18 protein-coding genes are annotated in these 21175 nt (G+C 59.0%); 6 read left to right on the forward strand and 12 right to left on the reverse strand.

Annotated features, from left to right (window positions below; genetic code table 11):
• Positions 1-96 precede the first annotated feature (96 nt).
• Positions 97-1623: a YifB family Mg chelatase-like AAA ATPase gene (locus DSL70_RS01125; protein WP_119306049.1), complete on the reverse strand. Its 1527-nt coding sequence runs from the start codon at positions 1621-1623 to the stop codon at positions 97-99.
• Between the two features lie 164 nt (positions 1624-1787).
• On the opposite strand from DSL70_RS01125, the gene DSL70_RS01130 reads away from it, so the two are divergent.
• Positions 1788-2315, forward strand: coding sequence for a methylated-DNA--[protein]-cysteine S-methyltransferase (locus tag DSL70_RS01130; protein ID WP_205563124.1), 528 nt, complete (start codon positions 1788-1790; stop codon positions 2313-2315).
• A 3-nt stretch (positions 2316-2318) separates the two neighbouring features.
• On the opposite strand, the gene DSL70_RS01135 is transcribed toward DSL70_RS01130, so the two are convergent.
• The 5 genes from DSL70_RS01135 to rsmI form a co-directional block, all read right to left on the reverse strand.
• A complete protein-coding gene (locus DSL70_RS01135; RefSeq protein ID WP_119306050.1) occupies positions 2319-2852 on the reverse strand; it encodes a methyltransferase family protein in 534 nt (177 codons plus the stop codon).
• Positions 2853-2898: 46 nt separating this feature from the next.
• Positions 2899-4044 (reverse strand): cytochrome-c peroxidase, encoded by a 1146-nt coding sequence (locus DSL70_RS01140; RefSeq protein ID WP_245418083.1) that lies wholly within the window; start codon positions 4042-4044, stop codon positions 2899-2901.
• Between the two features lie 208 nt (positions 4045-4252).
• Positions 4253-5206 (reverse strand): glutathione synthase, encoded by a 954-nt coding sequence (gene gshB, locus DSL70_RS01145; RefSeq protein ID WP_119306052.1) that lies wholly within the window; start codon positions 5204-5206, stop codon positions 4253-4255.
• Between the two features lie 125 nt (positions 5207-5331).
• Entirely contained in the window at positions 5332-5772 is a 441-nt protein-coding gene (locus DSL70_RS01150; RefSeq protein WP_119306053.1) for a YraN family protein, read from the reverse strand.
• Positions 5773-5776: 4 nt separating this feature from the next.
• Positions 5777-6808, reverse strand: a complete 1032-nt coding sequence (gene rsmI, locus DSL70_RS01155; protein ID WP_245418055.1) for a 16S rRNA (cytidine(1402)-2'-O)-methyltransferase — start codon at positions 6806-6808, stop codon at positions 5777-5779.
• Positions 6809-7211: 403 nt separating this feature from the next.
• On the opposite strand from rsmI, the gene DSL70_RS01160 reads away from it, so the two are divergent.
• Positions 7212-8486 (forward strand): penicillin-binding protein activator, encoded by a 1275-nt coding sequence (locus DSL70_RS01160; protein WP_162916268.1) that lies wholly within the window; start codon positions 7212-7214, stop codon positions 8484-8486.
• A 73-nt stretch (positions 8487-8559) separates the two neighbouring features.
• Here DSL70_RS01160 and hemW read toward each other — a convergent pair whose 3' ends face one another.
• From hemW to rph, 3 genes are read right to left on the reverse strand one after another with little or no spacing between them, the layout of a single operon-like run.
• Entirely contained in the window at positions 8560-9756 is a 1197-nt protein-coding gene (gene hemW / locus DSL70_RS01165) for a radical SAM family heme chaperone HemW (protein WP_162916269.1), read from the reverse strand.
• A 24-nt stretch (positions 9757-9780) separates the two neighbouring features.
• Positions 9781-10422, reverse strand: coding sequence for an RdgB/HAM1 family non-canonical purine NTP pyrophosphatase (gene rdgB / locus DSL70_RS01170; RefSeq protein ID WP_119306056.1), 642 nt, complete (start codon positions 10420-10422; stop codon positions 9781-9783).
• 31 nt (positions 10423-10453) lie between these two features.
• Positions 10454-11179: a ribonuclease PH gene (gene rph, locus DSL70_RS01175; RefSeq protein ID WP_119306565.1), complete on the reverse strand. Its 726-nt coding sequence runs from the start codon at positions 11177-11179 to the stop codon at positions 10454-10456.
• A gap of 295 nt (positions 11180-11474) precedes the next feature.
• On the opposite strand from rph, the gene hrcA reads away from it, so the two are divergent.
• Both hrcA and grpE read left to right on the forward strand, forming a co-directional pair.
• Positions 11475-12587: a heat-inducible transcriptional repressor HrcA gene (gene hrcA, locus DSL70_RS01180; RefSeq protein ID WP_119306057.1), complete on the forward strand. Its 1113-nt coding sequence runs from the start codon at positions 11475-11477 to the stop codon at positions 12585-12587.
• A gap of 156 nt (positions 12588-12743) precedes the next feature.
• Complete coding sequence (gene grpE / locus DSL70_RS01185) at positions 12744-13403, forward strand: nucleotide exchange factor GrpE (RefSeq protein WP_119306058.1); 660 nt, start codon at positions 12744-12746, stop codon at positions 13401-13403.
• A gap of 523 nt (positions 13404-13926) precedes the next feature.
• Here the strand turns inward: grpE and DSL70_RS01190 are convergent.
• Both DSL70_RS01190 and putA read right to left on the reverse strand, forming a co-directional pair.
• On the reverse strand, positions 13927-14859 hold the full coding sequence (locus DSL70_RS01190) for a LysR substrate-binding domain-containing protein (RefSeq protein ID WP_119306059.1): 933 nt from the start codon (positions 14857-14859) through the stop codon (positions 13927-13929).
• A gap of 227 nt (positions 14860-15086) precedes the next feature.
• On the reverse strand, positions 15087-18791 hold the full coding sequence (gene putA, locus DSL70_RS01195) for a bifunctional proline dehydrogenase/L-glutamate gamma-semialdehyde dehydrogenase PutA (RefSeq protein ID WP_119306060.1): 3705 nt from the start codon (positions 18789-18791) through the stop codon (positions 15087-15089).
• A 232-nt stretch (positions 18792-19023) separates the two neighbouring features.
• On the opposite strand from putA, the gene DSL70_RS01200 reads away from it, so the two are divergent.
• Together DSL70_RS01200 and DSL70_RS01205 are read left to right on the forward strand one after the other, a co-directional pair.
• Positions 19024-19473 carry a winged helix-turn-helix transcriptional regulator gene (locus tag DSL70_RS01200; RefSeq protein WP_119306061.1) on the forward strand — a complete coding sequence of 150 codons (450 nt, stop codon included), beginning with the start codon at positions 19024-19026 and terminating at the stop codon, positions 19471-19473.
• 56 nt (positions 19474-19529) lie between these two features.
• Positions 19530-19904: a hypothetical protein gene (locus tag DSL70_RS01205; protein ID WP_119306062.1), complete on the forward strand. Its 375-nt coding sequence runs from the start codon at positions 19530-19532 to the stop codon at positions 19902-19904.
• A gap of 325 nt (positions 19905-20229) precedes the next feature.
• Here DSL70_RS01205 and DSL70_RS01215 read toward each other — a convergent pair whose 3' ends face one another.
• Entirely contained in the window at positions 20230-21144 is a 915-nt protein-coding gene (locus DSL70_RS01215; protein WP_162916270.1) for a diacylglycerol/lipid kinase family protein, read from the reverse strand.
• Between the last annotated feature and the right edge of the window lie 31 nt (positions 21145-21175).

Consider the following 21175-nt stretch of genomic DNA (forward strand, 5'->3'; position numbering starts at 1 on the left):
CAGCGACATCAGCCCACTCTCTCCACCTTCCTTCCACTCGACAAAAGCCGGGCAGCTCCCTTTCAGATTGACCTGCTCCACCTTCCTGTGCCCCTTTCAGGCCACCAACGATGGCGTGGCCACGCGATAACCAAGGGCTTCGGCGATTTCCTCACTGCCCGGCTGCGGACGTCCGGCAAGGTCTGCAAGGGTACGCGCCAACTTCAGCACCCTGTGATAGCCACGGGCAGACAGGGCCATGGTCTCGGCCGCATGGGCAAGCAGAATGCGGGCGTCTCCCTTCAGCTCGCAGATCTGCTCGATCAGGCTGGCCGGGCATTGGGCATTGGTGATGATATGGCCGACCCCGAGCGCCGCGAAGCGTTCCCGCTGCACCTTCCTCGCCTGTCTGACCCGAGCGCCGACCTCGGCCGATCCCTCCTTTGCGGGTGGCAGCATCAGATCGCTGGCCGAGACCGCGGGCACTTCCACCCGAAGATCGAACCGGTCCAGCAAGGGCCCGGATATGCGCGCCTGATAGTCGGCCGCACAGTGGGCTCCGCGTTTGCAGACATAGCCCGGTTCACCGGCATGGCCACAACGGCAGGGATTCATGGCGGCAATCAGCTGAAAGCGGGCCGGATAGGTCACCCGGTGGTTGGCCCGAGCGATCACCGCCTCACCGCTTTCAATCGGTTGCCGCAAACTGTCGAGCACCTGCGGCGAGAATTCGGGCAGTTCATCCAGAAACAGGATGCCATTGTGCGCCAGCGCCACTTCCCCCGGCTTGGCCCGCATGCCGCCACCGACCATGGCAGCCATGGAGGCGGAATGGTGAGGGTTGCGAAACGGCCGCTCGGCGGTCAACTGTCCGTTGGGCAACAGACCGGCAATGGAATGGATCATCGAGACATCCAACAGCTCGGCTGGGGTAAGCGGCGGCAGAATGGTTGGCAGGCGAGAGGCAAGCATCGACTTGCCGGAACCGGGCGGGCCGACCATCAGCATGTTGTGGCCACCGGCAGCGGTCACCTCGAGCGCCCGCTTGGCCATCTCCTGACCCTTGATGTCCCGAAGGTCGAGAAAGGAATCACCGGGTTGGCGAATCGACGCCCTCGGGCGGGAGAGCACCTGACTGCCCTTGAAATGATTGGCCAGCGCAATGAGGCTGTCGGGGGCCAGTATGTCCATGTCCGGATCGGCCCATGCCGCTTCCGGCCCGCATGAAGCCGGGCAGATCAGCCCACGCTCCTCGATATTGGCGGCAATGGCAGCAGGCAGAACCCCGACCACGGCGGCCAGCCGACCATCCAGAGACAATTCGCCAAGCACGGTGAAGGCGTCAAGACAGTCGGCAGGAATGGCGCCGATGGCGGCCATCAGGCCAAGGGCAATCGGCAGATCGAAGTGACTGCCCTCCTTGGGCAGGTCGGCGGGAGCCAGATTGATGGTGATGCGCTTGGGTGGCAGCGACAGGCCGGAAGCAGAAAGCGCCGCCCGTACCCGCTCACGGCTCTCACCAACCGCCTTGTCGGGCAAGCCGACAATGGTGAAGGCAGGCAAACCGGAGGCCACGTGAACCTGCACATCCACCGGCGTTGCCGCTATGCCCTGAAAGGAAACTGTCTGAACATGGGAAACCATGGCGAACTCGATAGTGAAAATGCATAAAACTATTTATACGTGATGAAGATGTTTCGGCAACTTTATGATGCTTTCGGTTGCACTTCAAGAACAATATGTGAACAAACGCTTTTGCTTCACAAGGAATTCAGCTACAGTGAAGGTAACCAACCAACAGGTGACACGTGACCGAACAGGACATCTGCTTTTGCTACCATGAGAGCCCCATCGGGGCGCTGCTGCTTTCAGGCAGCCAGGAGTGCATCCATGCGCTGACCTTTCCAAAGGAGGGGGAACCGGCGCTGGCTAACGTGCGCTGGCGCAAGGATGCGGACGCTTTTGCCAAGGTGCGTCGCGAGCTTGATGCCTATTTCAACAAGACGCTGCAGCGTTTCACCGTTCCCTACCTGCTCAAGGGCTCTCCCTTCCAGCTTGCTGTCTGGAGGGCGCTTTGCGCCATCCCCTATGGCAGCGTGACCAACTATGGCGATATCGCCGTGCGGGTCGGCAAACCCAAGGGTGCCCAAGCGGTCGGCATGGCCAATCATGCCAATCCGCTACCGATCATTGTCCCCTGTCACCGGGTCATCGGAGCGGACGGATCACTGGTGGGGTTCGGAGGCGGGCTGGAACTGAAGACATGGCTGCTGGCGCATGAGGGCATCACCCCGGGCAACATCTGCAGTCCGGGGCAGTTGGGTTTCGATTTCTGAAGTCTAGATCCAGCGGCGCACGCGGGCGCAATAGTCGGCGTAATCCGCACCGAATGCTGCCCCGAGATAGGCTTCCTCGCGGGGAATGACGAAGCGATCCAGATAGACAAACATGATGAGGAACGCCAGCAGGAAGGGCAGGCTGTCGAACAGGATGGTGCCACCGAGCAGCATGACCACGAAGCCAACATACATGGGATTGCGACTGAAGCGAAAGGCGCCGCCGTCGACAAGGCGGGATGCGGCCACTGCCGTGTTGAGGCTGGTGCCGACCAGACGGAAATGCACAAAGCCCCACCCCATGAAGGCAAAGCCCGCCATGCCGATGAGAAACCCCGCAATGACCAGCACCACCACAGGCACTCCGACCGCAGACAATGGGCCAATGTCGAAGAAGAAAGTCCATTCGAGCGCCAGCGCACCGCCACCACACAAAACAAAGATCAGCGGCGGGATGGCAAAACGAATGCCCGGAGACGTCGGGGAGGGCGACGCCGGGAAAGCCGGGGCGTTTGGCTTTTGCTGATGTGTACGCATGGTCCTTGTTTCTTTCTCGTCCCGCCCGCCGCAATGTCGGCGGAGCCTAGTCGTCCAGCAGATGCTCGTAACGCTGGTCGGTCAGCGTCTTGAGGAAGGCAACCAGTGCCTTGATGCGGCGGTCATCAAGGGCAGGGCCTTCGGTCAGCTTTTTCATGTCGATGGTTGCCGTCACCTCAGGCTCGCCCCATGGCTCGCCGGTTTCCGGGTTGACCGCAGCGCTTTTCGCCCTTGAATTGTATTTGTTGTAGAAGCGGATGACGGTTTCAAGATCGTTGAACACCCCATTGTGCATATAGGGGGCGGTGACAGCTACATTGCGCAGGGTGCTGGTCTTGTATTTGCCGTCTTCGACCGGATCATCAACAGCGCCATTCTCAAGCAGGCCGTGGTCGACAAACCCCTGCCCCTTGCCATTGGCTGCCCGCAGGGCCTTGTTCACCGGCACGCCAATGTTGAAATACTGGTAGTTGGTGAAGGTTTCCTTCTCCATGCCCGGCCGCTGGCGTAGCTGGTGGCAGAGATTGCAATTGGTGAACTGCTGGGAGAAGAACAGCGTCCGCCCCAGTTCCTCGTCAGGCGTGAACTCCACCTCGCCGCGCAGATAGCGATCATATCGGGAATCGAACGGGCTGAAGAAGTCCGTGCGCTCGAAGGCGGCAATGGCTTCGGTCATGGCACGATAGGCGCGATCTGGCTCCTCGAAGACATCCGCGCCATAGAGCAGACGGAAGCCGTTGAGATATTCCTCATTCTCCTTGAGCCGCTCGACGACCGATGCCTTGTCCGGCATGCCCATTTCGATCGGGTTGAGCGGCGGCCCGCCAGCCTGCCCTTCCAGATCGGGTTCGCGACCATCGTGAAACTGGCCACCCACGAAGTGGCCTTCCCTGTCGCGGTGGAATTTCGGGCTGAAGGCCGCATAGCTGGCGGTTGGCGCGTTGCGATCGCCAATCGAGCTGTCATCATCACCCAGCGATGCGGCGCGTCCGGCTGGACCATCGAGCCCATTGGGGCGTGGATCGGCAAAGCCGGCTTCCGGCGCATGGCAGGTGGCGCAGGCCTGATTGCGGTTTCTGGAAAGATTTTCGTCAAAAAACAGCGCAGCGCCCAGACCTTCAAGCGTCGCCTTGTCGGCGGGAAGGGTCGGCAGATCTTCTGCAACGGTCCGGGTGGCGACACCGGCAGACATCAGGGCAGAGAGGGAGACGCACAGGGCCATCCCCCGCAGCGTTACCAGTCGGGACATGCTATCCTCATTCAAAGCATAGCGGCTGGCTGGTCACACCAGGCGCAAGACAAATGCGGTCCTACAAGGTCTCTTGAACCCGTAGATACACATATGTCCTGCAACTGGTCAAGCATTGTCAAAAGGGGCGATTACCCCTCAGAACCGGATCCTAGGCGCGTTTGGCCTCGATATTGTCCCAGATCATGGCAGCGATATCGATGCCACTCAGTTTCTGGATGGAGCGAATGCCCGTCGGCGAGGTGACGTTGATTTCGGTGAGATAGCCACCGATGACGTCAATACCGACCAGAATGAAGCCCATCTCCTTGAGGGACGGTCCGATGCGGGCGCAGATTTCCTTTTCGCGTTCGGTCAGTTCGGTCTTGGCCGCAGCCCCACCACGCACCATGTTGGAGCGCAGGTCATCATCAGCCGGAATGCGGTTGACGGCACCGGCGGGTTCGCCATCGACCAAGAGGATACGCTTGTCACCAGCCTTGACGTCGGGCAGGAACTTCTGGGCAACCCAAGGCTCACGGAAAATGTCGCCGAAAAGTGCCACCAGTGAGCCAAAATTCTGGTCATGTTCACCAACGCGGAACACCGCTGCACCACCATGACCGTAAAGCGGCTTCATGACGATTTCGCCGTGCTTGGCCTTGAAAGCCCGCAGTTCCTGTTCCGACCGGGTGATGATGGTCGGCGGCATCAGATCGGGGAAGTGGGTGACGAAAATCTTCTCGGGGGCGTTGCGCACGTTGGCCGGATCGTTGACCACCAGTGTCTTGGGGTGAATGCGCTCAAGCATGTGGGTGGCGGAAATATAGTTAAGGTCGAACGGCGGGTCCTGGCGCATGTGGATGACGTCGAAATCGGCGAGATTGGTGCGGACCCCTTCGCCGAGGGTGAAGTAGTTGCTGGTGTCGTCGCGCACTTCAACCGGCTCGACCGTGGCAAAGACCTCACCATCTTCCATGGCCATCGTATCGACAGTGTAGTGGAAGATCTCATGACCGCGCTTCTGCGCTTCCAGCATCATGGCGAAGGTGGAGTCCCCCGTGATCTTGATGCTTCTGATGTGATCCATTTGAAACGCGACTTTGAGCGTGCGGGACTGAGCCATGACGGATGCTCCGGCTTGTAAAGGATGGGATGGTCCGGAGCGTTGGTCCGGAAGAAAAATGTCTCCCCCTATATGTCCGCTTTGGAGCCACATTTCAAGATGCGCAGATGCAGACAGCAACCGGCTCAAAAGGCTTCGAAAGCGGATTCGATGTGGGACCAGTGCGGCACTGGGCCCTCCCCCTTGGCAAAGGCCATGATGTCAAAGCGATAGCTGTCGACGCTCTGGTCCTCGAACTGCGCGATATAGTGCCCGGCGGCGGCAACGATCCGGGCCTGATTGCGCGGCGTGATGGCGTAAAGGGCATCGTCCATCCGGTCGCGATATTTCACCTCCAGAAAGACCACAAGGTCATCCTTGCGGCAGACCAGATCAATTTCGCCGCCTTGAGCCTTGTAACGCCGATTGAGGATGGCAAACCCCTTGGTGCGCATGATCCAGCCCGCCCAGCGTTCCACCCGCAGGCCCCGATCGTAACTTTCCTTGCGGTGCTGGGCTTTTCGACCCAAGCCGTCCAGCGTCTTGTCGACCTTGCCAGGTGTTGTTGGTTGGGTTGGCTCTGCCATGGCATCAGGTCCTGTCGCCAGTGGCCATTTCGTCCTTCAGCTCCTGGGCGCGCTTGTAGATCTCGTTCTTCTTTGCCCCAACTTTCTGGGCAATCTCGGCGGACAGGGCTTTGATATGCTCCCCGCGCTCGAGGCCGGCAAGGATCATCGCGTCGATGTCTTCCTCATCCGGCTCCTGCTCCACGGCGGGGCCGATCAGGATGACCGCTTCGCCCTTCGGGGCGTCGGCAGTGGCATAGTGGTCGGCAAGTTCCCGCAGCGTTCCGCGATGAAACTCCTCGAATTTCTTGGTCAGTTCCCTTGCAACCACCACCTCGCGCCCCTCGCCCAGAAGCGCGGCCATGGCGGGCAGAACAGCCCCGAGCCGCCGGGGGCTTTCATAGAAAACGAGGGTTCCCGGCACATCGGCCAGATCGGCCAGTTTGCGGTCTCTGGCCCCGGCCTTCTGGGGCAGGAAGCCGGCAAAGTGAATCTGGTCGGTGGGAAGACCGCCTGCCACCAGCGCCGAGAGCATCGCCGAGGCCCCCGGGATCGGCACCACGGCGTGCCCCTCGGCCAGCATGTCGGCGACCAGCTTGTAGCCCGGGTCGGAGAGCAGCGGCGTACCGGCATCGGAAATCAGCGCCACCGACTTGCCCTCGCCGAGGGCGTTGAGCAGATAGGGGCGCTGCTTGTCGGCATTGTGTTCGTGATAGGTGATGAGGCGGGTGTGAATACCATAATGGGTCAATAGCTTGCGCGACACCCGGGTATCCTCGCAGGCGATGATATCGCAGGCGGCCAGCACCTCCAGCGCCCGGATCGTCATGTCCTTGAGATTGCCGATCGGTGTGGCGACGATATAGAGCGCCGTGGCAAGGCCTGGTGCCGTTGCCTTGTTGCCAAGCAGGATGAAATCCCGGCGACCGTGTCCGGCTGCATCGTCCAGATCCTGCATCTCGTCCGCCTCTGGCCCGTCCTCTGGCCGGTTCTCTGGCCCGTCGGCCAGATTGTCCGCAAGCTCATGGTCAGGATCATTTTCGTCTATGCCGTTCATTCCCACCTCGTTGTGGCCTTGTTTTCAAGCGGATCACCCAGCCCCGGCGACCCGTCTTTTGCCTTTGCTGCCCCCTGCCCTCACCCTTTGGCTGAAGCCTGAGGCAGACCCGACCCGCGCTGCCGATGATGTGCATGGTCAGGATATTTCGCGACAAATAGGCCACAGTTTTGTTGAAATGTCATACTATTCCGTGTCTGAAGTCCAACTTGCTTGTTATCGAACCATAATTCTGACAAATCAAGAACACAAACGTGCGTCGGTGTTGAGATCATACAGAGACGCATTCGTGCATAGATAGCTCTTTACGAGCTTGTTCGAATGTGCTGCCATAGGCCACAACCATTTCGACACGACACACAAAGCACTCACTACGGACATGCGGTCTGATTTGGAGGCCAAATTGATAGGTTTTTTTCGCTCGTCCCCCCTCGTTCGCCCGCATATGCGTAGCTTGATCAAGCATGCTGTTTCAGGCACCGTCGTTGGTGTGACAGCGCTGCTCGCCGCGTGCAATCCGACCACCCTGTCCGGCCCCGGCTTTGGCACTGGCACCAACCAGCCGCTGACCATTGCCGAACCCACGGGCGAAGTGCTCGGCTCCGGCTCGGTCCGGGTTGCGCTGCTGGCTCCGATTTCTGCACAAGGCATCTTTGGCCAGTCCGGTCAGGCGCTGCGCAATGCCGCCGCCATGGCCTTGCAGGATTACAGCTCTGCCGACCTGCAGGTCATCGTCAAGGACGTTGGCCAGAACACCAGTGAAGCCTCGCAGCAGGCCAGCAAGGCGCTTGCCGAAGGAGCCCAGCTTGTCATCGGGCCGTTGCGCTCCGATGCGGTCAAGCGGGCGGGCATGGTGCTGAAACCGGCCGGTGTGCCGATGATCGCCTTCACGACCGATACGGGCGCAGCAGCCCAAGGCGTCTATCTCATCAACTTCTCGCCAGAGAATGATGTCGAGCGGATCATTTCCTATGCCGCATCGCAAGGCAAGCGCAGTCTTGCCGCGATTGTGCCGCAGACGCCATATGGCAATATCGTCGAGGCGGCCCTGCGTCAGAATGCAGCCCGTTATGGCGTGCGTGTCATGACCATCGAGAATTACAAGTCCGGCAACCAGCCTGACCCGTTCGGCCTGCAAAATGCTGCCGAGCAGATTGCCAAGCTCAAAGACCAGATCGATGCCGTCTTCGTTCCGGAAGCAGCCGCAGCGGTCTCAGCGGCCCAGCTCCTTGCCGGGCAGGGCGTGCGCAACAAGTCCGTCACCTTCCTTGGTACCGGCCAGTGGGATCAGCCGACGATCACACGGGAACCGATGCTGGACGGCGCCTGGTATCCGGCTCCGCCGCGGGTGCTGCGCAATCTTGATGGCCGCACCATCGGCTTTGACAGCTTTGCCCGGCGCTATGCTGCGCAGTTCGGCTCCGAGCCCCCGCGTGTTGCCTCGCTGGCCTATGACAGCGTGATTCTGGCCGCTGCCCTTGTGGCACAGGCTGGCGAACGGCGCTTTGCCGCAGACACCCTGACGGATCCAAACGGCTTCATCGGCTTTGGTGACGGCTTCTTCCGCTTCCGCCGGGATGGCACATCCCAGCGCAGCCTTGCCATCATGCAGATCTCCAAGGGCTCGTCCAGCATTGTCAGCGATGCACCGATGTCGGCCGCAGGCCTGCCGAAATAAGACCTTCAACCGGTCAAGCAAAAGGGAGCCCCGGGGCTCCCTTTTTTATTGCCTGTTGTTCTGGTGAGGCGCGCTAGCCACTGGCCAGATCGGCGACCAGTGCATTGAGCACGAGGAAACCGGCACGGGTGGCGCGGATGCGGTCGCCTTCGCGCAGCAGAAGCCCCTCCTCGACCAGTCCACCAATGCGCTTGTCGTTCAGCCTGCGCCCGGCCAGCCTTTCGTAGCGGCCAAGAGAAATGCCCTCCCGCACACGCAGACCCATGATGAGAAACTCGTCGCTCTGCTCTTCAAGGGTCAGGATTTCTTCCTCGATGGCGCCGGTTCCCTGCTGCTCTACGCGCTTCAACCAGCTTTCCGGATGGCGTTCGTTGCTGGTGGCCAGCCTGCCGTTGGCCAGTTGCAGCCGTCCATGGGCACCCGCCCCGACGCCGACATAGTCGCCATAGCGCCAGTAGGTCAGGTTGTGGCGGGATTCATAACCCGGCCGGGCATGATTGGAAATCTCGTAATTTGGCAATCCATGCATGGCGAGCCGCTCGTGGGTCATCTCGTAAAGCGCCACAGAGGTGTCTTCATCCGGCAGCTCGAACTTGCCGTTGCGATAGAGCGCAAAGAAGGGGGTATCCTGCTCGATGGTCAGCTGATAGAGCGACAGGTGATCGGCGGCCAGCGCTATGGCCTCATCCAGTTCCTTCGCCCAGGCCTCAGGTGTCTGGTGGGGGCGGGCATAGATGAGATCGAATGACATGCGGGCAAAATGCTGCTGCGCCAGTTTGATGGCAGCTTTCGCTTCCTCGGCGCTGTGCATCCGGCCCAGAAACCGCAGCTGGTCATCATAGAGCGACTGCACGCCGAGCGAGACGCGATTGACCCCGGCGCTGGCATAGCCCTTGAAATGCTCCGCTTCCACCGAGGTGGGGTTGGCTTCCAGCGTGATCTCCGCGTCCGGTGCCACGGTCCACAAATTCGCGATGGTATCAAGCAGGCGCCCGACGATGGCTGGCTGCATCAGCGAAGGTGTGCCGCCGCCAAAGAACACCGATGTCACTGGCGCGTTTCGCCCTGCGCCCTTCAGCCGTGATGCATAGAGCTCAAGTTCGGAAATCATTGCGGAAGCAAAACGATCCTGATCCACCGGCTGATGGCGCACATGGGAGTTGAAATCGCAATAGGGGCATTTGGCCTTGCAAAAAGGCCAGTGCAGATAAATGCCAAAGCCGGGATTGTCTGGTCCCGGCTTTGCAAGTTGTTGATTGTCAGGGTGCATGAGCTCACCTGTCACCATGGGCGGTTACCCTTCAAGGCACGCATCGGCAAACAGCTTGAAGGCGCGGGAGCGATGGGACAGGGCCGTCTGGTCGCCCGGCTTCCAGCCGTGTTTCTGGGTCGGTTCCATTTCGCCAAAGGTGATGGAATGTCCTTCCGGCTGGAACATCGGATCGTAGCCGAAGCCCTTCTCACCGCGCGGTGGCCAGACGGCCAGTCCTTCCACTTCGCCGCGGAAGAATTGGGTTTCCCCATCCGGCCAGGCAAGGCAGAGAACGGCGACAAAGCGGCAGCCGCGTTTTTCCGGCGTGGTGGCTCCAAGCGCCTGCAGCTTTTCCTCGACGTTGCGCATGGCCTGCGCGAAGTCGCGGTCCGGCCCGGCCCAACGGGCGGAATAGATACCCGGATCGCCATCCAGCGCATCGACCGCAAAACCGGAGTCATCGGCAAGCGCCGGCAGGCCCGTTGCCTTGGCCGCCGCCATTGCCTTCAGTTCCGCATTGGCCTCGAAGGTCATACCGGTTTCTTCCGGCTCTTCCAGTTCCAGCTCGGTTGCGGTCTTGATGCTGAGACCATAATGGCCAAGCAGATCCTTGATTTCGCGGATCTTGCCCTTGTTGTGGCTGGCCACCACCAGAGGGGTGTCTGCGGTCAGTTTGTTCGCCATGCGGCTTTACTCCTGAGGCTATTCTTGAAGGCTATTCCTGGGGCTGGGCTTCAAGCTGCTGGACAACCAGTTCGCCGATGCCCTTCTTGGCAAGCGCCATCAACTTGGCTAATTCCTCTTCGGAGAATGGTTCGCCTTCGGCGGTGCCCTGAATTTCAACGATACCGCCCTTGCCGGTCATGACGAAGTTGGAATCGGTTTCGGCATCGGAATCTTCCAGATAATCAAGGTCAAGCACCGGAGTGCCATTGTAGATGCCGCAGGAAATGGCTGCGACCTGATCCTTGATGACCTTGGCGTCAGCCGCAATCATGCCCCGGGCGCGCATCCATTCGATGCAGTCATTCAGCGCCACCCAGGCGCCGGTGATAGAGGCAGTGCGGGTGCCGCCATCGGCCTGCAACACGTCGCAGTCAACGGTGATCTGACGCTCGCCGAGGGCTTCCAGATCGACAACTGCGCGCAGCGAGCGGCCGATCAGGCGCTGGATTTCCTGAGTGCGGCCGGACTGCTTGCCAGCGCTGGCCTCGCGGCGCATACGGTCGCCGGTGGCGCGGGGCAGCATGCCATATTCCGCCGTCACCCAACCACGGTTCTGCCCACGCAGCCAGGGCGGAATGCGCTCTTCAAGGCTGGCGATGCACAGCACATGGGTGTCGCCGCATTTGATCAGGCAAGAGCCCTCCGCGTGTTTTGAGACATTGCGGGTCATGGTGACGACGCGTTTCTGGTCGGGATTCCGTTTGGAAGGGCGCATGATGCTCTCCTGCCTTGCTTTCATGAGATTAAAAATTATCTGGCGCTCAGGTCATCTGCTGCGATAAACAGCTTTTCCTGCAGGATTCCGCCCTTATATACTTTCAAGTAGGGGAAAGAATCAGCTGATACGAGCGCCCTTGTGGCGTTTCCTAAGGCTTCTTAAAAGCGGGAGGGGCAAGTGACAAGGGGCGCTTGCAGCTTTTCCTGCTTTTGGGGCATAAATAGCCAGTCTTGATGCAGCGGCCCTGTCCTTATCACCTTGTGAACCGGACGGCCTTGATACGGGTAGTGACATGTTTGAACGTGATCGTCTCAATCAGATTCCGCCATTGATCGGAATGGATGACCGGGTGAAGGATATTTTCCGTCACATCGTGGAATCCTATCTGTCCACTGGTGATCCGGTCGGATCGCGAAACATCTCCCGCGCCCTGCCGATTTCGCTGTCTCCCGCCTCGGTGCGCAATGTGATGTCCGATCTGGAGCAGTTGGGGCTGATCTATTCGCCCCATACCAGCGCCGGGCGGTTGCCGACGGAAATGGGCCTGCGCTTCTTCGTGGATGCCATGATGGAGTTCGGCGACCTGTCCAACGACGAGCGCAATGCCATCAAGCGCCAGATGGTTGCCTCCCATCAACCCGATGCGGGCTTTGAAACCCTGTTGACCAAGGCCAGCCAGATGCTGTCCGGCCTTTCGTCCGGGGCAGGGCTGGTGCTGGCCAACAAGCAGGACCAGCGCCTCAAGCATGTGGAGTTTGTGCGGCTGGAAGCGACAAAGGCGCTGGTGGTCCTCGTCGATGAGGATGACAAGGTCGAGAACCGTCTGATGACCCTGCCCAAGGGCCTTCCGGCCTCGGCGCTCACCGAGGCGAGCAATTTTCTCAATGCCCATATCCGCGGCAAGACCCTTTCGGAGGCCCAGCGCGAAATCGAAACCCATCGCGGCGAGCTGCAGGCCGAACTTGACGACCTCACTGCCAGGCTGGTGGAATCCGGCGTTGCGACATGGGCAGGGGCCAGCGCCGATCATCCGCAGAGTCTGATCATCCGTGGCCGGTCGAAGCTTCTGGAAAACGTCAGCGCCCAGGAGGATCTGGAACGCATCCGGCACCTGTTTGATGATCTGGAATCCAAGAAGGATTTCATCCAGCTGCTTGAATTGGCCGAAAAGGGCGACGGCGTACGCATCTATATCGGCTCGGAGAACCAGCTGTTTTCCCTGTCCGGTTCGTCGGTCATCGTCTCGCCCTATCGCGACGCCAACCAGAAGATTGTCGGCGTGCTCGGCGTCATCGGGCCGACGCGGCTCAACTATGCCCGCATCGTGCCGATGGTCGATTACACGGCGCGCGTGCTTAGCAGCATGTTGTCGGATCCGGCAAGACGGTTTGAAACCAACGAGTGACGACACAATCGGGCCAATAATGGGGCTTTATCCAACTCTTTGCCGCAGAGCCCTTGATTTTTGTGCCAGAAAGCTCGATATCCGGGGCAACCTTATGGATCGCACTGATACTGCTCATTATGACTGATGGGCAACCAAGCAAATAGAGGCTGACAAATGTCTGACGAAACCCGTAACTCCGAAGCTGTCGTAGACCCGCTTGCCGAGGCTCCGGCTGAAGAGGTTTCCCAAGCGGAGCCTTATCTCAACCCGCTGGAAGCGGCAGAGCTTCGCATCGCGGAAATGGAAAAAGAAGCGTCCGAAATGAAGGACCATCTGCTGCGCACCGTTGCCGAGATGGAAAACCTGCGTCGTCGCACCGAAAAGGAAATCAGCGACGCCAAGCAGTATTCCGTTGCCAGCTTCGCCCGCGACATGCTGGCGGTGGCCGACAACCTGCGCCGTGGTCTTGAAGTGATCCCGGACGAGGAAAAGGCCGCAGCGGAAGGCACGCTGAAGGCGCTGCTCGAAGGCACCGAGATGACCGAACGGGAAATGCTCAAGACGCTTGAGAAGCATGGCGTCAAGAAGCTCGACCCGGAAGGCGAGAAATTCGACCCGAACTATCATCAGGCAATGTTTGAAGTGCCCAACCCGAATGTTCCGAACAACACGGTTATTCAGGTGATGCAGGCGGGCTATGTCATCGGCACCCGCGTGCTGCGCCCTGCGATGGTCGGGGTTGCCAAGGGTGGCCCGAAAATCGCGCCACAAGCCGCTGGCGACGCAGGCGGGCAGGGAACCTCCGATAGCGAAGGTCTCGACCGTAGCATCTGAGACAGCTGTTGCTGATGCCGTTTCCCTTATCGTAAAGGGAAACCAATCCATCTTATTGGACAAGATCGTCGCCCGGACCATTCCGGGCGATTTTTTTCGCCTTTGTGGCTGCATATGAATGCGTTTATATTTCAAGGGATTGAAAAGGACATCAAGCGGCAATCCTCAATCCTTCTCTTTACGTTAGCGGAATGGTCTGCTGAGCGATTGCGGGTTCCAATCTTCCCTTTACGGAAAGTGCAAATGTCGAAAGTATGAGGCATTTTTCCAAACTGCGCTGTTTCGTCGCATAGGTTTAACACCAATAGAAACGCCAGAATGACCTTGATCAAAGTGCGCGCGATGTGCGCAGTCTAGATTGATTGTAACCTTGTGGTTCGGGCTTGCCAGTGCGTCTCTCTCCTCCCCTCGACGTTCCTCTGCTGGTGCTACGCCCATGGATCACATTCTCAAGGAGGCTCCAGCTTGGGGGTCTCCTTTTTTCTTTTCTTTGCAATCCTCTTGAGGCGTTTGCAGCGGGCAATCAGACAGCTGGACAAACTGCCGGGCGATGATCCGCCGTTCTCAATGCCTGCAACAACCAGGCGCGCAGTTGGATTGCGGCGGGCGACCGATGGCCCCGATGCCGGATCAGATGGTAACTCTGGCCAGTAGAGACAGGCTCTTCGGTGAGCGGTACGAGCGAATGATCGGCAAGAGACGTGGCAGCCAGCGCCAAGTGAACCATGGCGATCCCGCGGCCCTGCCGGGCAGCCTCCAGCAGCAGCCAGTGATTGGGATAGCGTGGCCCGACAGTCCAGTCGAGTGTAGCCGGCTTTGACGCCGCGCTGGTCTGCAATTGGCTCCATTGCTGCCAATCACCCTCCCAAAGGCCATCATGCAGCAGGGTGACCGCAGTCCAGTCAGCCAGCGACCGCAACCCCAGAAGATCGCGATATTGCTCGGTGCAGACCGGCATGATTGCGTCCTCGAACAGCAGTTCGGACAGCAAACCGCTCTTCTCGGTGGGCGTAAGGGCGATGATCAGATCGCTGTCTTGTTCCCTTTCGAAATGGCCATGCCGATTTTCGGTTTCCACATGTACCATCACGCCGGGGTTGGCGGTCTGGAATTCGGCCAGATGCGGGCCGAGCCAGCCGTCAGCAAAGGCTCTGGGTGCGGATATCGTTACGGAAACGGTCTGATCTTCCTGCGCTGCCGGGGGCAGCAGGCGGGCAATGTCGTCCAGCAGACGGGTTGCTTCGGGCAGAAGCCTTTCGGCACGGGGCGTCAGTGCCACGCCGTTGGAATGACGCTCGAACAGGGCCTCACCCAGCCAGCTTTCCATGCCTTTGACATGCTGGCTGACGGCGGTGGCGGTGACGTCTAGCTCTACGGCCGCCCGCGCGAATGATCCGTTTCTGGCTGCCGCTTCAAATGCCCTGAGAGCACTGAAAGGGGGGAGTTTTCTTGGCACAATGGTCCTCGAGACTGCTGCGCTGTCCTTGTCATGCTGTCTTCCCCTGTTTTACAGGACGCAGGAGAATTCACAAGCAGGGATTGGAAACGGTTGCCCGGAAAATCTGCCGATAGCCTGAACAGAGTCTGACCAAAGACGGCCCACCCATAAAAAGACCCCGAAAGCACGAGACTTCCGGGGCTTCCAGGAATAGGGGTCTTCATTCAGTCTTTGACTGTTTTTGTTTATTTGGCTTCGCCCTCGGCTGCGGCAAGCAATGTTGCGTTGCCACCGGCCGCGGTGGTGTCAACACAGACATGGCGTTCGAGGCTGAAGCGGAACGGATTGGCTTCCGTGATCAGAGGCAGCAGCGCCCCGTCCCGCTTGGCCAGTCCCTTGCGAACCTTGCGCAGGGTGTCGTTGTCGGCCATATAGGCGATGGCATCGACCCCTTCCAGCTTGCCCATGGCTTCCGGATCCAGAATACCTTCAAGACCGATGACCGGCGCACCACTCTCGGAGAGTTTGCCAGCCATCACCTTGGCACCCGGACCAACGAGGACCACGCCGTTGCCAGCCACCAGAGCCGCGACGGTCTGCAGAAGCGCCATCTGTTCGGTTGCACCGGCGACCAGCACCACACCGCGCGGCGCAAAGGTCAGGCGGTTGGATTCGCCCGTCGGTCCAGACATCTCCCGCGGGCTCATGTCGCGACGCAGGAAGCTATCGAAGGATACCGGCAGGTTATAGGCGCTCTTGAGCGCGGCAAAGCGGAATTCCTTGCCCTCCCAGGCCTTGCGTCTGGTCTTGTCGGCCCGGATCTGGTGAATGGCATATTGCACCTCGGTCACCGGAGCGGCTTCCCCTTCCGGTACGGCAGGTTCCTCATGCTTGTTGGGCAGGTAGAAGCGTTCCACATAGTTTGGACCGCCCGCTTTCGGGCCGGTGCCGGAGAACCCCTCGCCACCGAATGGCTGGGAGGCAACGACGGCGCCAATCTGGTTGCGGTTGATATAGGCGTTGCCAACCTTGATCTGGTCGATCACTTCCTGCACGCGATTGTCCATGCGGGTGTGCAGGCCGAATGTCAGGCCGAAGTCCTTGGCGTTGATGGCCGCGATGACATCATTGAGTTTGCCTGCCTTGAATTTGGCAACATGCAGAACCGGACCGAAGATTTCCTCTTCCAGTTCCTCGATGCCGCTGAGCTCGATGATGGTCGGAGCACAGAAGACGCCTTTTTTCGGTGTGGTCAGCTGTTTGATCAGCTTGCCCTTGCCGCGCATCCTGTCGCAGTGATTGTCGATACCGGCCTTGGCGGCTTCGTCGATCACCGGTCCGATGTCGGTCGACCAGTCCCATGGATTGCCAAGCGAAAGCTGATCGACAGCCCCCTGCAGCATGGTCATGACATGATCATAGATATCTTCCTGAACATACAGCATGCGCAGGGCGGAACAACGCTGACCTGCCGACTGGAACGCAGACGAAACGACATCCTTGACAGCCTGTTCCGGCAGGGCCGTCGAGTCGACGATCATGGCGTTCAGACCACCGGTTTCGGCAATCAGCGGGGCGCTCGGATCGAGCGTCTCGGCCATGGCGCGGTTGATGGTCTGGGCGGTATCGGTGGAACCCGTGAAGCAGACGCCAGCGATGCGCGGATCGGAGGTGATCGGCGTACCGACAACGGAACCGCTGCCCGGCAGCAGCTGGATGGCGCCCTTTGGAACACCAGCCTCATGCATCAGCTGGACCGCGCGGAAGGCCATGATGCCGGTCGGGCCAGCTGGCTTGGCGATGACCGCATTGCCGGCAGCGAGCGCTGCGAAGATCTGGCCGGAGAAGATGGCCAGCGGGAAGTTCCATGGCGAGATGCAGGCGATGGTGCCGCGTGCCGTCCGGCCATTCCTGGCTTCCTTTTCGATCCGCTCGGCTTCGGCGGCATAGTAATAGGCAAAGTCAACCGCTTCACGCACTTCACCGATGGCGTCGGTCATCACCTTGCCAGCCTCACGGGCGGCAATGGCGAAGAATTCCGGCGCATTGGCTTCGTAGAGCTCACCCACTTTGGTGAGAATGGCGGAGCGTTCGGCAGCCGGTTTGGCCGACCATTCGGCAAAGCCTTTTTCACTGGCAGCCAGTGCCTTTTCGACGTCGGCCGGAGCAGCCTTGACGATCGTGCCGATCTGTTCGTCACGATCTGCCGGATTATAGACCGGAACGGCTGCTTCCTTGGATTTGTAACCGTCGATAAGCGGTGTCACCTCCCAGAGGCAGGACTTGAACTTGTTGCGCTCGGCGTCGATGGCGGCAATGGTCAGCGGATCGGTGTGATCCCAGCCGGTGGAGTTGCGACGGATGCCCTTGAAGATGTCCTTTGGCTTGGTCAGGAACGGGTTCCCGACGGCGTCGCCCAGTTCGCGCACCTTGGCAAACGGATCCCCGGCGATTTCTTCCGGCGAGATGTCGGTGTCGACGATCTGGTTGACGAAGGAGGAGTTGGAGCCGTTTTCAAGCAGGCGGCGGACCAGATAGGCCAGCAGATCGGAATGGGCACCGACCGGCGCATAGATGCGGCAGGCGACCTTTTCCTGCTTGACGAGGGTGTCATGCAGGGCATCGCCCATGCCATGCAGGCGCTGCAGCTCGTAGGAGCCCTTGCCAACGCGGGCGGAGACGGCCATTTCCATCACGGCGGTTGCCGTGTGGGCGTTGTGCGAGGCGAACTGCGGATAGATGTGGTCGGTCATGTCGAACAGACGACGGGCGTTCGACAGATAGGAAACATCGGAGTTCGCCTTGCGGGTAAAGACCGGGAAGCCTTCCAGACCCATGACCTGTGCGCGCTTGATTTCGCTGTCCCAGTAGGCGCCCTTGACGAGACGGATCGTGATCTTGCGATCGAGTTTCCTGGACAGCATGTAGAGCCAGTCGATGACGAAGGAGGCGCGATGGCCGAAAGCCTGCACGACCACGCCGAAGCCGTCCCAGCCGGCGAGGGCAGGATTGGACAGAACCGCTTCGATGACATCAAGCGACAGATCAAGGCGATCCATTTCCTCGGCGTCGATGGTGAAATTCATGTTGGCCGAGCGAGCGAGCAGGGCAAGACCGAAGGTGCGTGACACCAGTTCGGACATGACGCGGGCCTTCTTGCCTTCTTCATAGCGCGGATGCAGGGCAGAAAGCTTGACCGACAGGCCGGGGTTCTTGTGTACCGATGGTGACTTGCAGTAGGGGGCCAGAGTGGCGATGGCCTTGGAATAGGCCAGATGATACTTGATGCCGTCCGCTTCGGTGCGGGCTGCCTCGCCAAGCATGTCATAGGAATAGGTGAAGCCCTTGGCTTCGTAATGCTTGCCGCGCTCGATGGCCTTCTCGATGGTGGTGCCCAGCACGAACTGGCGGCCCAGCTCCTTCATGGCCTGACCGACGGCGGTGCGGATCACCGGCTCGCCAAGGCGCTTGACCATGGAGCGCATGGAGGCGGCGAGACCTTCCTCTTCCTTTTCCTTCAGGATGCTGCCGGTCAGCATCAGGCCCCAAGTGGAGGCGTTGATGAGCGAAGAGGTGGATTGGCCCAGATGCTGGCCCCATTCGCTGGGGGTGATCTTGTCGGAGATCAGGGCATCGATGGTCTCGGCATCCGGCACGCGCAGCAGCGCTTCGGACAGGCACATCAGCGCCACGCCCTCACGGGTCGACAGACCATATTCGGCGAGGAAGTTTTCCATCATCGACGGCTTGGTTGTGGTGCGGATGGTACGGATGAGGTCGGCCGCGCGCTGGGAAATGCGCAGGCTCATGCGTTCATCCATGTGGGCTTCTTCAATCAACCGGCGGACGTTGCTGGCTTCATCGGCCAGATAGTGCTCGCGAATGACCTGACGCAGCTCGGATAGGCGGGCGTCCAGATCGGTGCTTGAATCAAAAGACTGCTGATCCATAGGGCTCTCCTGGAAAGTGAGATCCTGACGATTATGATGGGCGCTTTGATCTGCTTTTGACGCAGTTTCATTGTCAGACGCGACAACCGGCAGGCTAGGTGATTGTGATTTATTATCGTTCAAGAATAGCTGAAATCGGCTAGGCAGAGTGACCATAGTTCTGATAGATTTAGGATATTCGCACGAATTTTTTGGCCAAATTTTTGCAAATTCTCTACGAAATGGATATCTGATGGACAATTTGGATAAGATAGACCGAAATATCCTTGCAATTCTCGCAGATGACGGTCGCATCACCGTGACCGAGCTGGCGAAAAAGGTCGGTTTGTCCAAGACACCGTGCCAGATCCGCATGCGCAGACTGGAGGAGGGGGGCTTCATCCGGGGCTATGGCGCCATTCTCGATCCGGAGAAGCTCGGCGAGGGCCATATCGCCTTTGTGCAGGTGACCCTCAGCGACACCCGCTCGGAAGCGCTCAATGCCTTCAACGAGGCCACGCGCCATATCCGCGAGATCGAGCAATGCCACATGATTGCATCAAATTTCGACTATCTCCTGAAGATCCGCACCCGCGACATGAGCAACTATCGCAAGGTGCTGGGCGAAAAGATCTCCGCTCTTCCCTATGTCTCCCACACCTCCACCTTCGTGGTGATGGAAAGCGTTAAGGATAGGGGTTAGAAACAATTTAAGGTTGTCTTGATAGATGTAACCAAACGCATTTGTCTGGATGTTTCATGGATACACAATTTCACACTGAAAAAAGGGTCTATTTTCTTAAAAAGAAGCCTTTGATCAAAGTAATGGCATTGTTTTTGGTTTTCGCAATTGGCAGCTATTTTTTAAAAAATCGCAACCTTAATGATCCATTAGAACACTATGAGTTGTTGGTTTCTTTCTATTTTTTTCAGGACTTTCACTCCTTGCATCGTTGGTTCTCTTTTCGACTTTCCGTAGATCTAGTCACCCAAGGCTTGAGTTCAATCAGGAAGGATTGCTATGGGTCGGGGTTCTCAAAAGCAGATTTTTTCGCTGGGAAGATACCACGCGAGCAGTTGAACGCAGCCATAATGCAGGCAGATGGCCTGCTACATACGTCGTTCGTTATCTGAAATTCTCTCTTAATGAGCAAAGACTGGGAGCGAGAGACCGCGCCCGAAAGAAAATTGATTGGCTAATACAAACTGATGTGTTGGAGGATTCTCCTGCTATGGTGGGTTTGTTCAATCAATATCGGGATGCTCGTATCAATGAAATCGCAAGGCATGATCCAACGCTATCCATCAAAGACAAGGAGCTTTTGCCGCGCGTAAAGCCCTTCCTCCCTTGGCCACTTGTTATTGTCGCCCTATTTGGGCCCATATTGATTATGGCATTGGCATATTTTGTCTTGATTGCCCCCAAGTAGCTCTGGTTGCCAGAGAGCAGGCCACCCCATCACGGCACCAGAACCGACAATTCCCTGTGATGCAGTTCGATGGTGATTTCATCAGGCAGGTCATAGAGTTCGCCATCGCGGACGCATTGTGAGCCCTGCGGCTTTTCGTGCACCGTCAGCTTGACGCATTTTGCCGTCTGGATATCCAGATCGGGATTGTTCGGCGTCTGCCCGATCAGCAGGTCGGCGCCGAGCACCAGCGCCTTCTGCCAGGTGAGCTTGCCCGCCATGTAGACGCCCAGCTCACCGCCATCGAGTTTCTCGGCATAGGGCGGGGCGGTAGAGCCAAACAGATTGTTCGAAACTGACAGGGCACTCAACTGACGCTCAATGCGCCTGCCGTCCAGTTCGATGGTTACCCCACAGGTCGGCATGTGGGCGATGGTTTCCCAGAAGGCCCGCGCGCTGGCCAGCATCTTGGTGACGCGGGATTGATAGGGAATACTGTTTCGCTTCCGTATCATTCTCGGGTGGAGGCCGACTGAAAACTGATGGACAAAGGGAGCGCCATTGGCTGTGGCGATGTCGCTGTTCCTTATCCGGCCATTGGCAAGGGCGTTGATCGCCATCTCGACATCAAGCGGAATGCTAAGCGCCCGGGCGTAGAGATTCATCGTGCCACCGGGCAGGACGGCCAGCGTCTTGCCGTTGCGCCATGCGGTGTCTGCAGCAGCCGAAACCGTGCCGTCGCCCCCGCCGGCCAGCAGGATGTCGAAATCGCCCGCCTCAGTATGCTCTTTCATGCCGGCGATGAGTTCGGCCCCGCCGCCGGTGTAGACCGTCAGGTCATAGCCCTTCTGTCCAAAGGACCTTTCCAGCATGTCCCGCACCGTGTCGAGTTCGAGCATCTGGAAAGTACCACTGCCGGTGTTGAGAAAGGCGGCCACGCGCCGGGATGGACCCGTTTCACTCATGCACTCAATGTCTCCGTACTCCATGCCCGCC

The sequence above is a fragment of the Cohaesibacter haloalkalitolerans genome, from assembly GCF_003574655.1.
In the GTDB taxonomy this organism is placed as follows: domain Bacteria; phylum Pseudomonadota; class Alphaproteobacteria; order Rhizobiales; family Cohaesibacteraceae; genus Cohaesibacter; species Cohaesibacter haloalkalitolerans.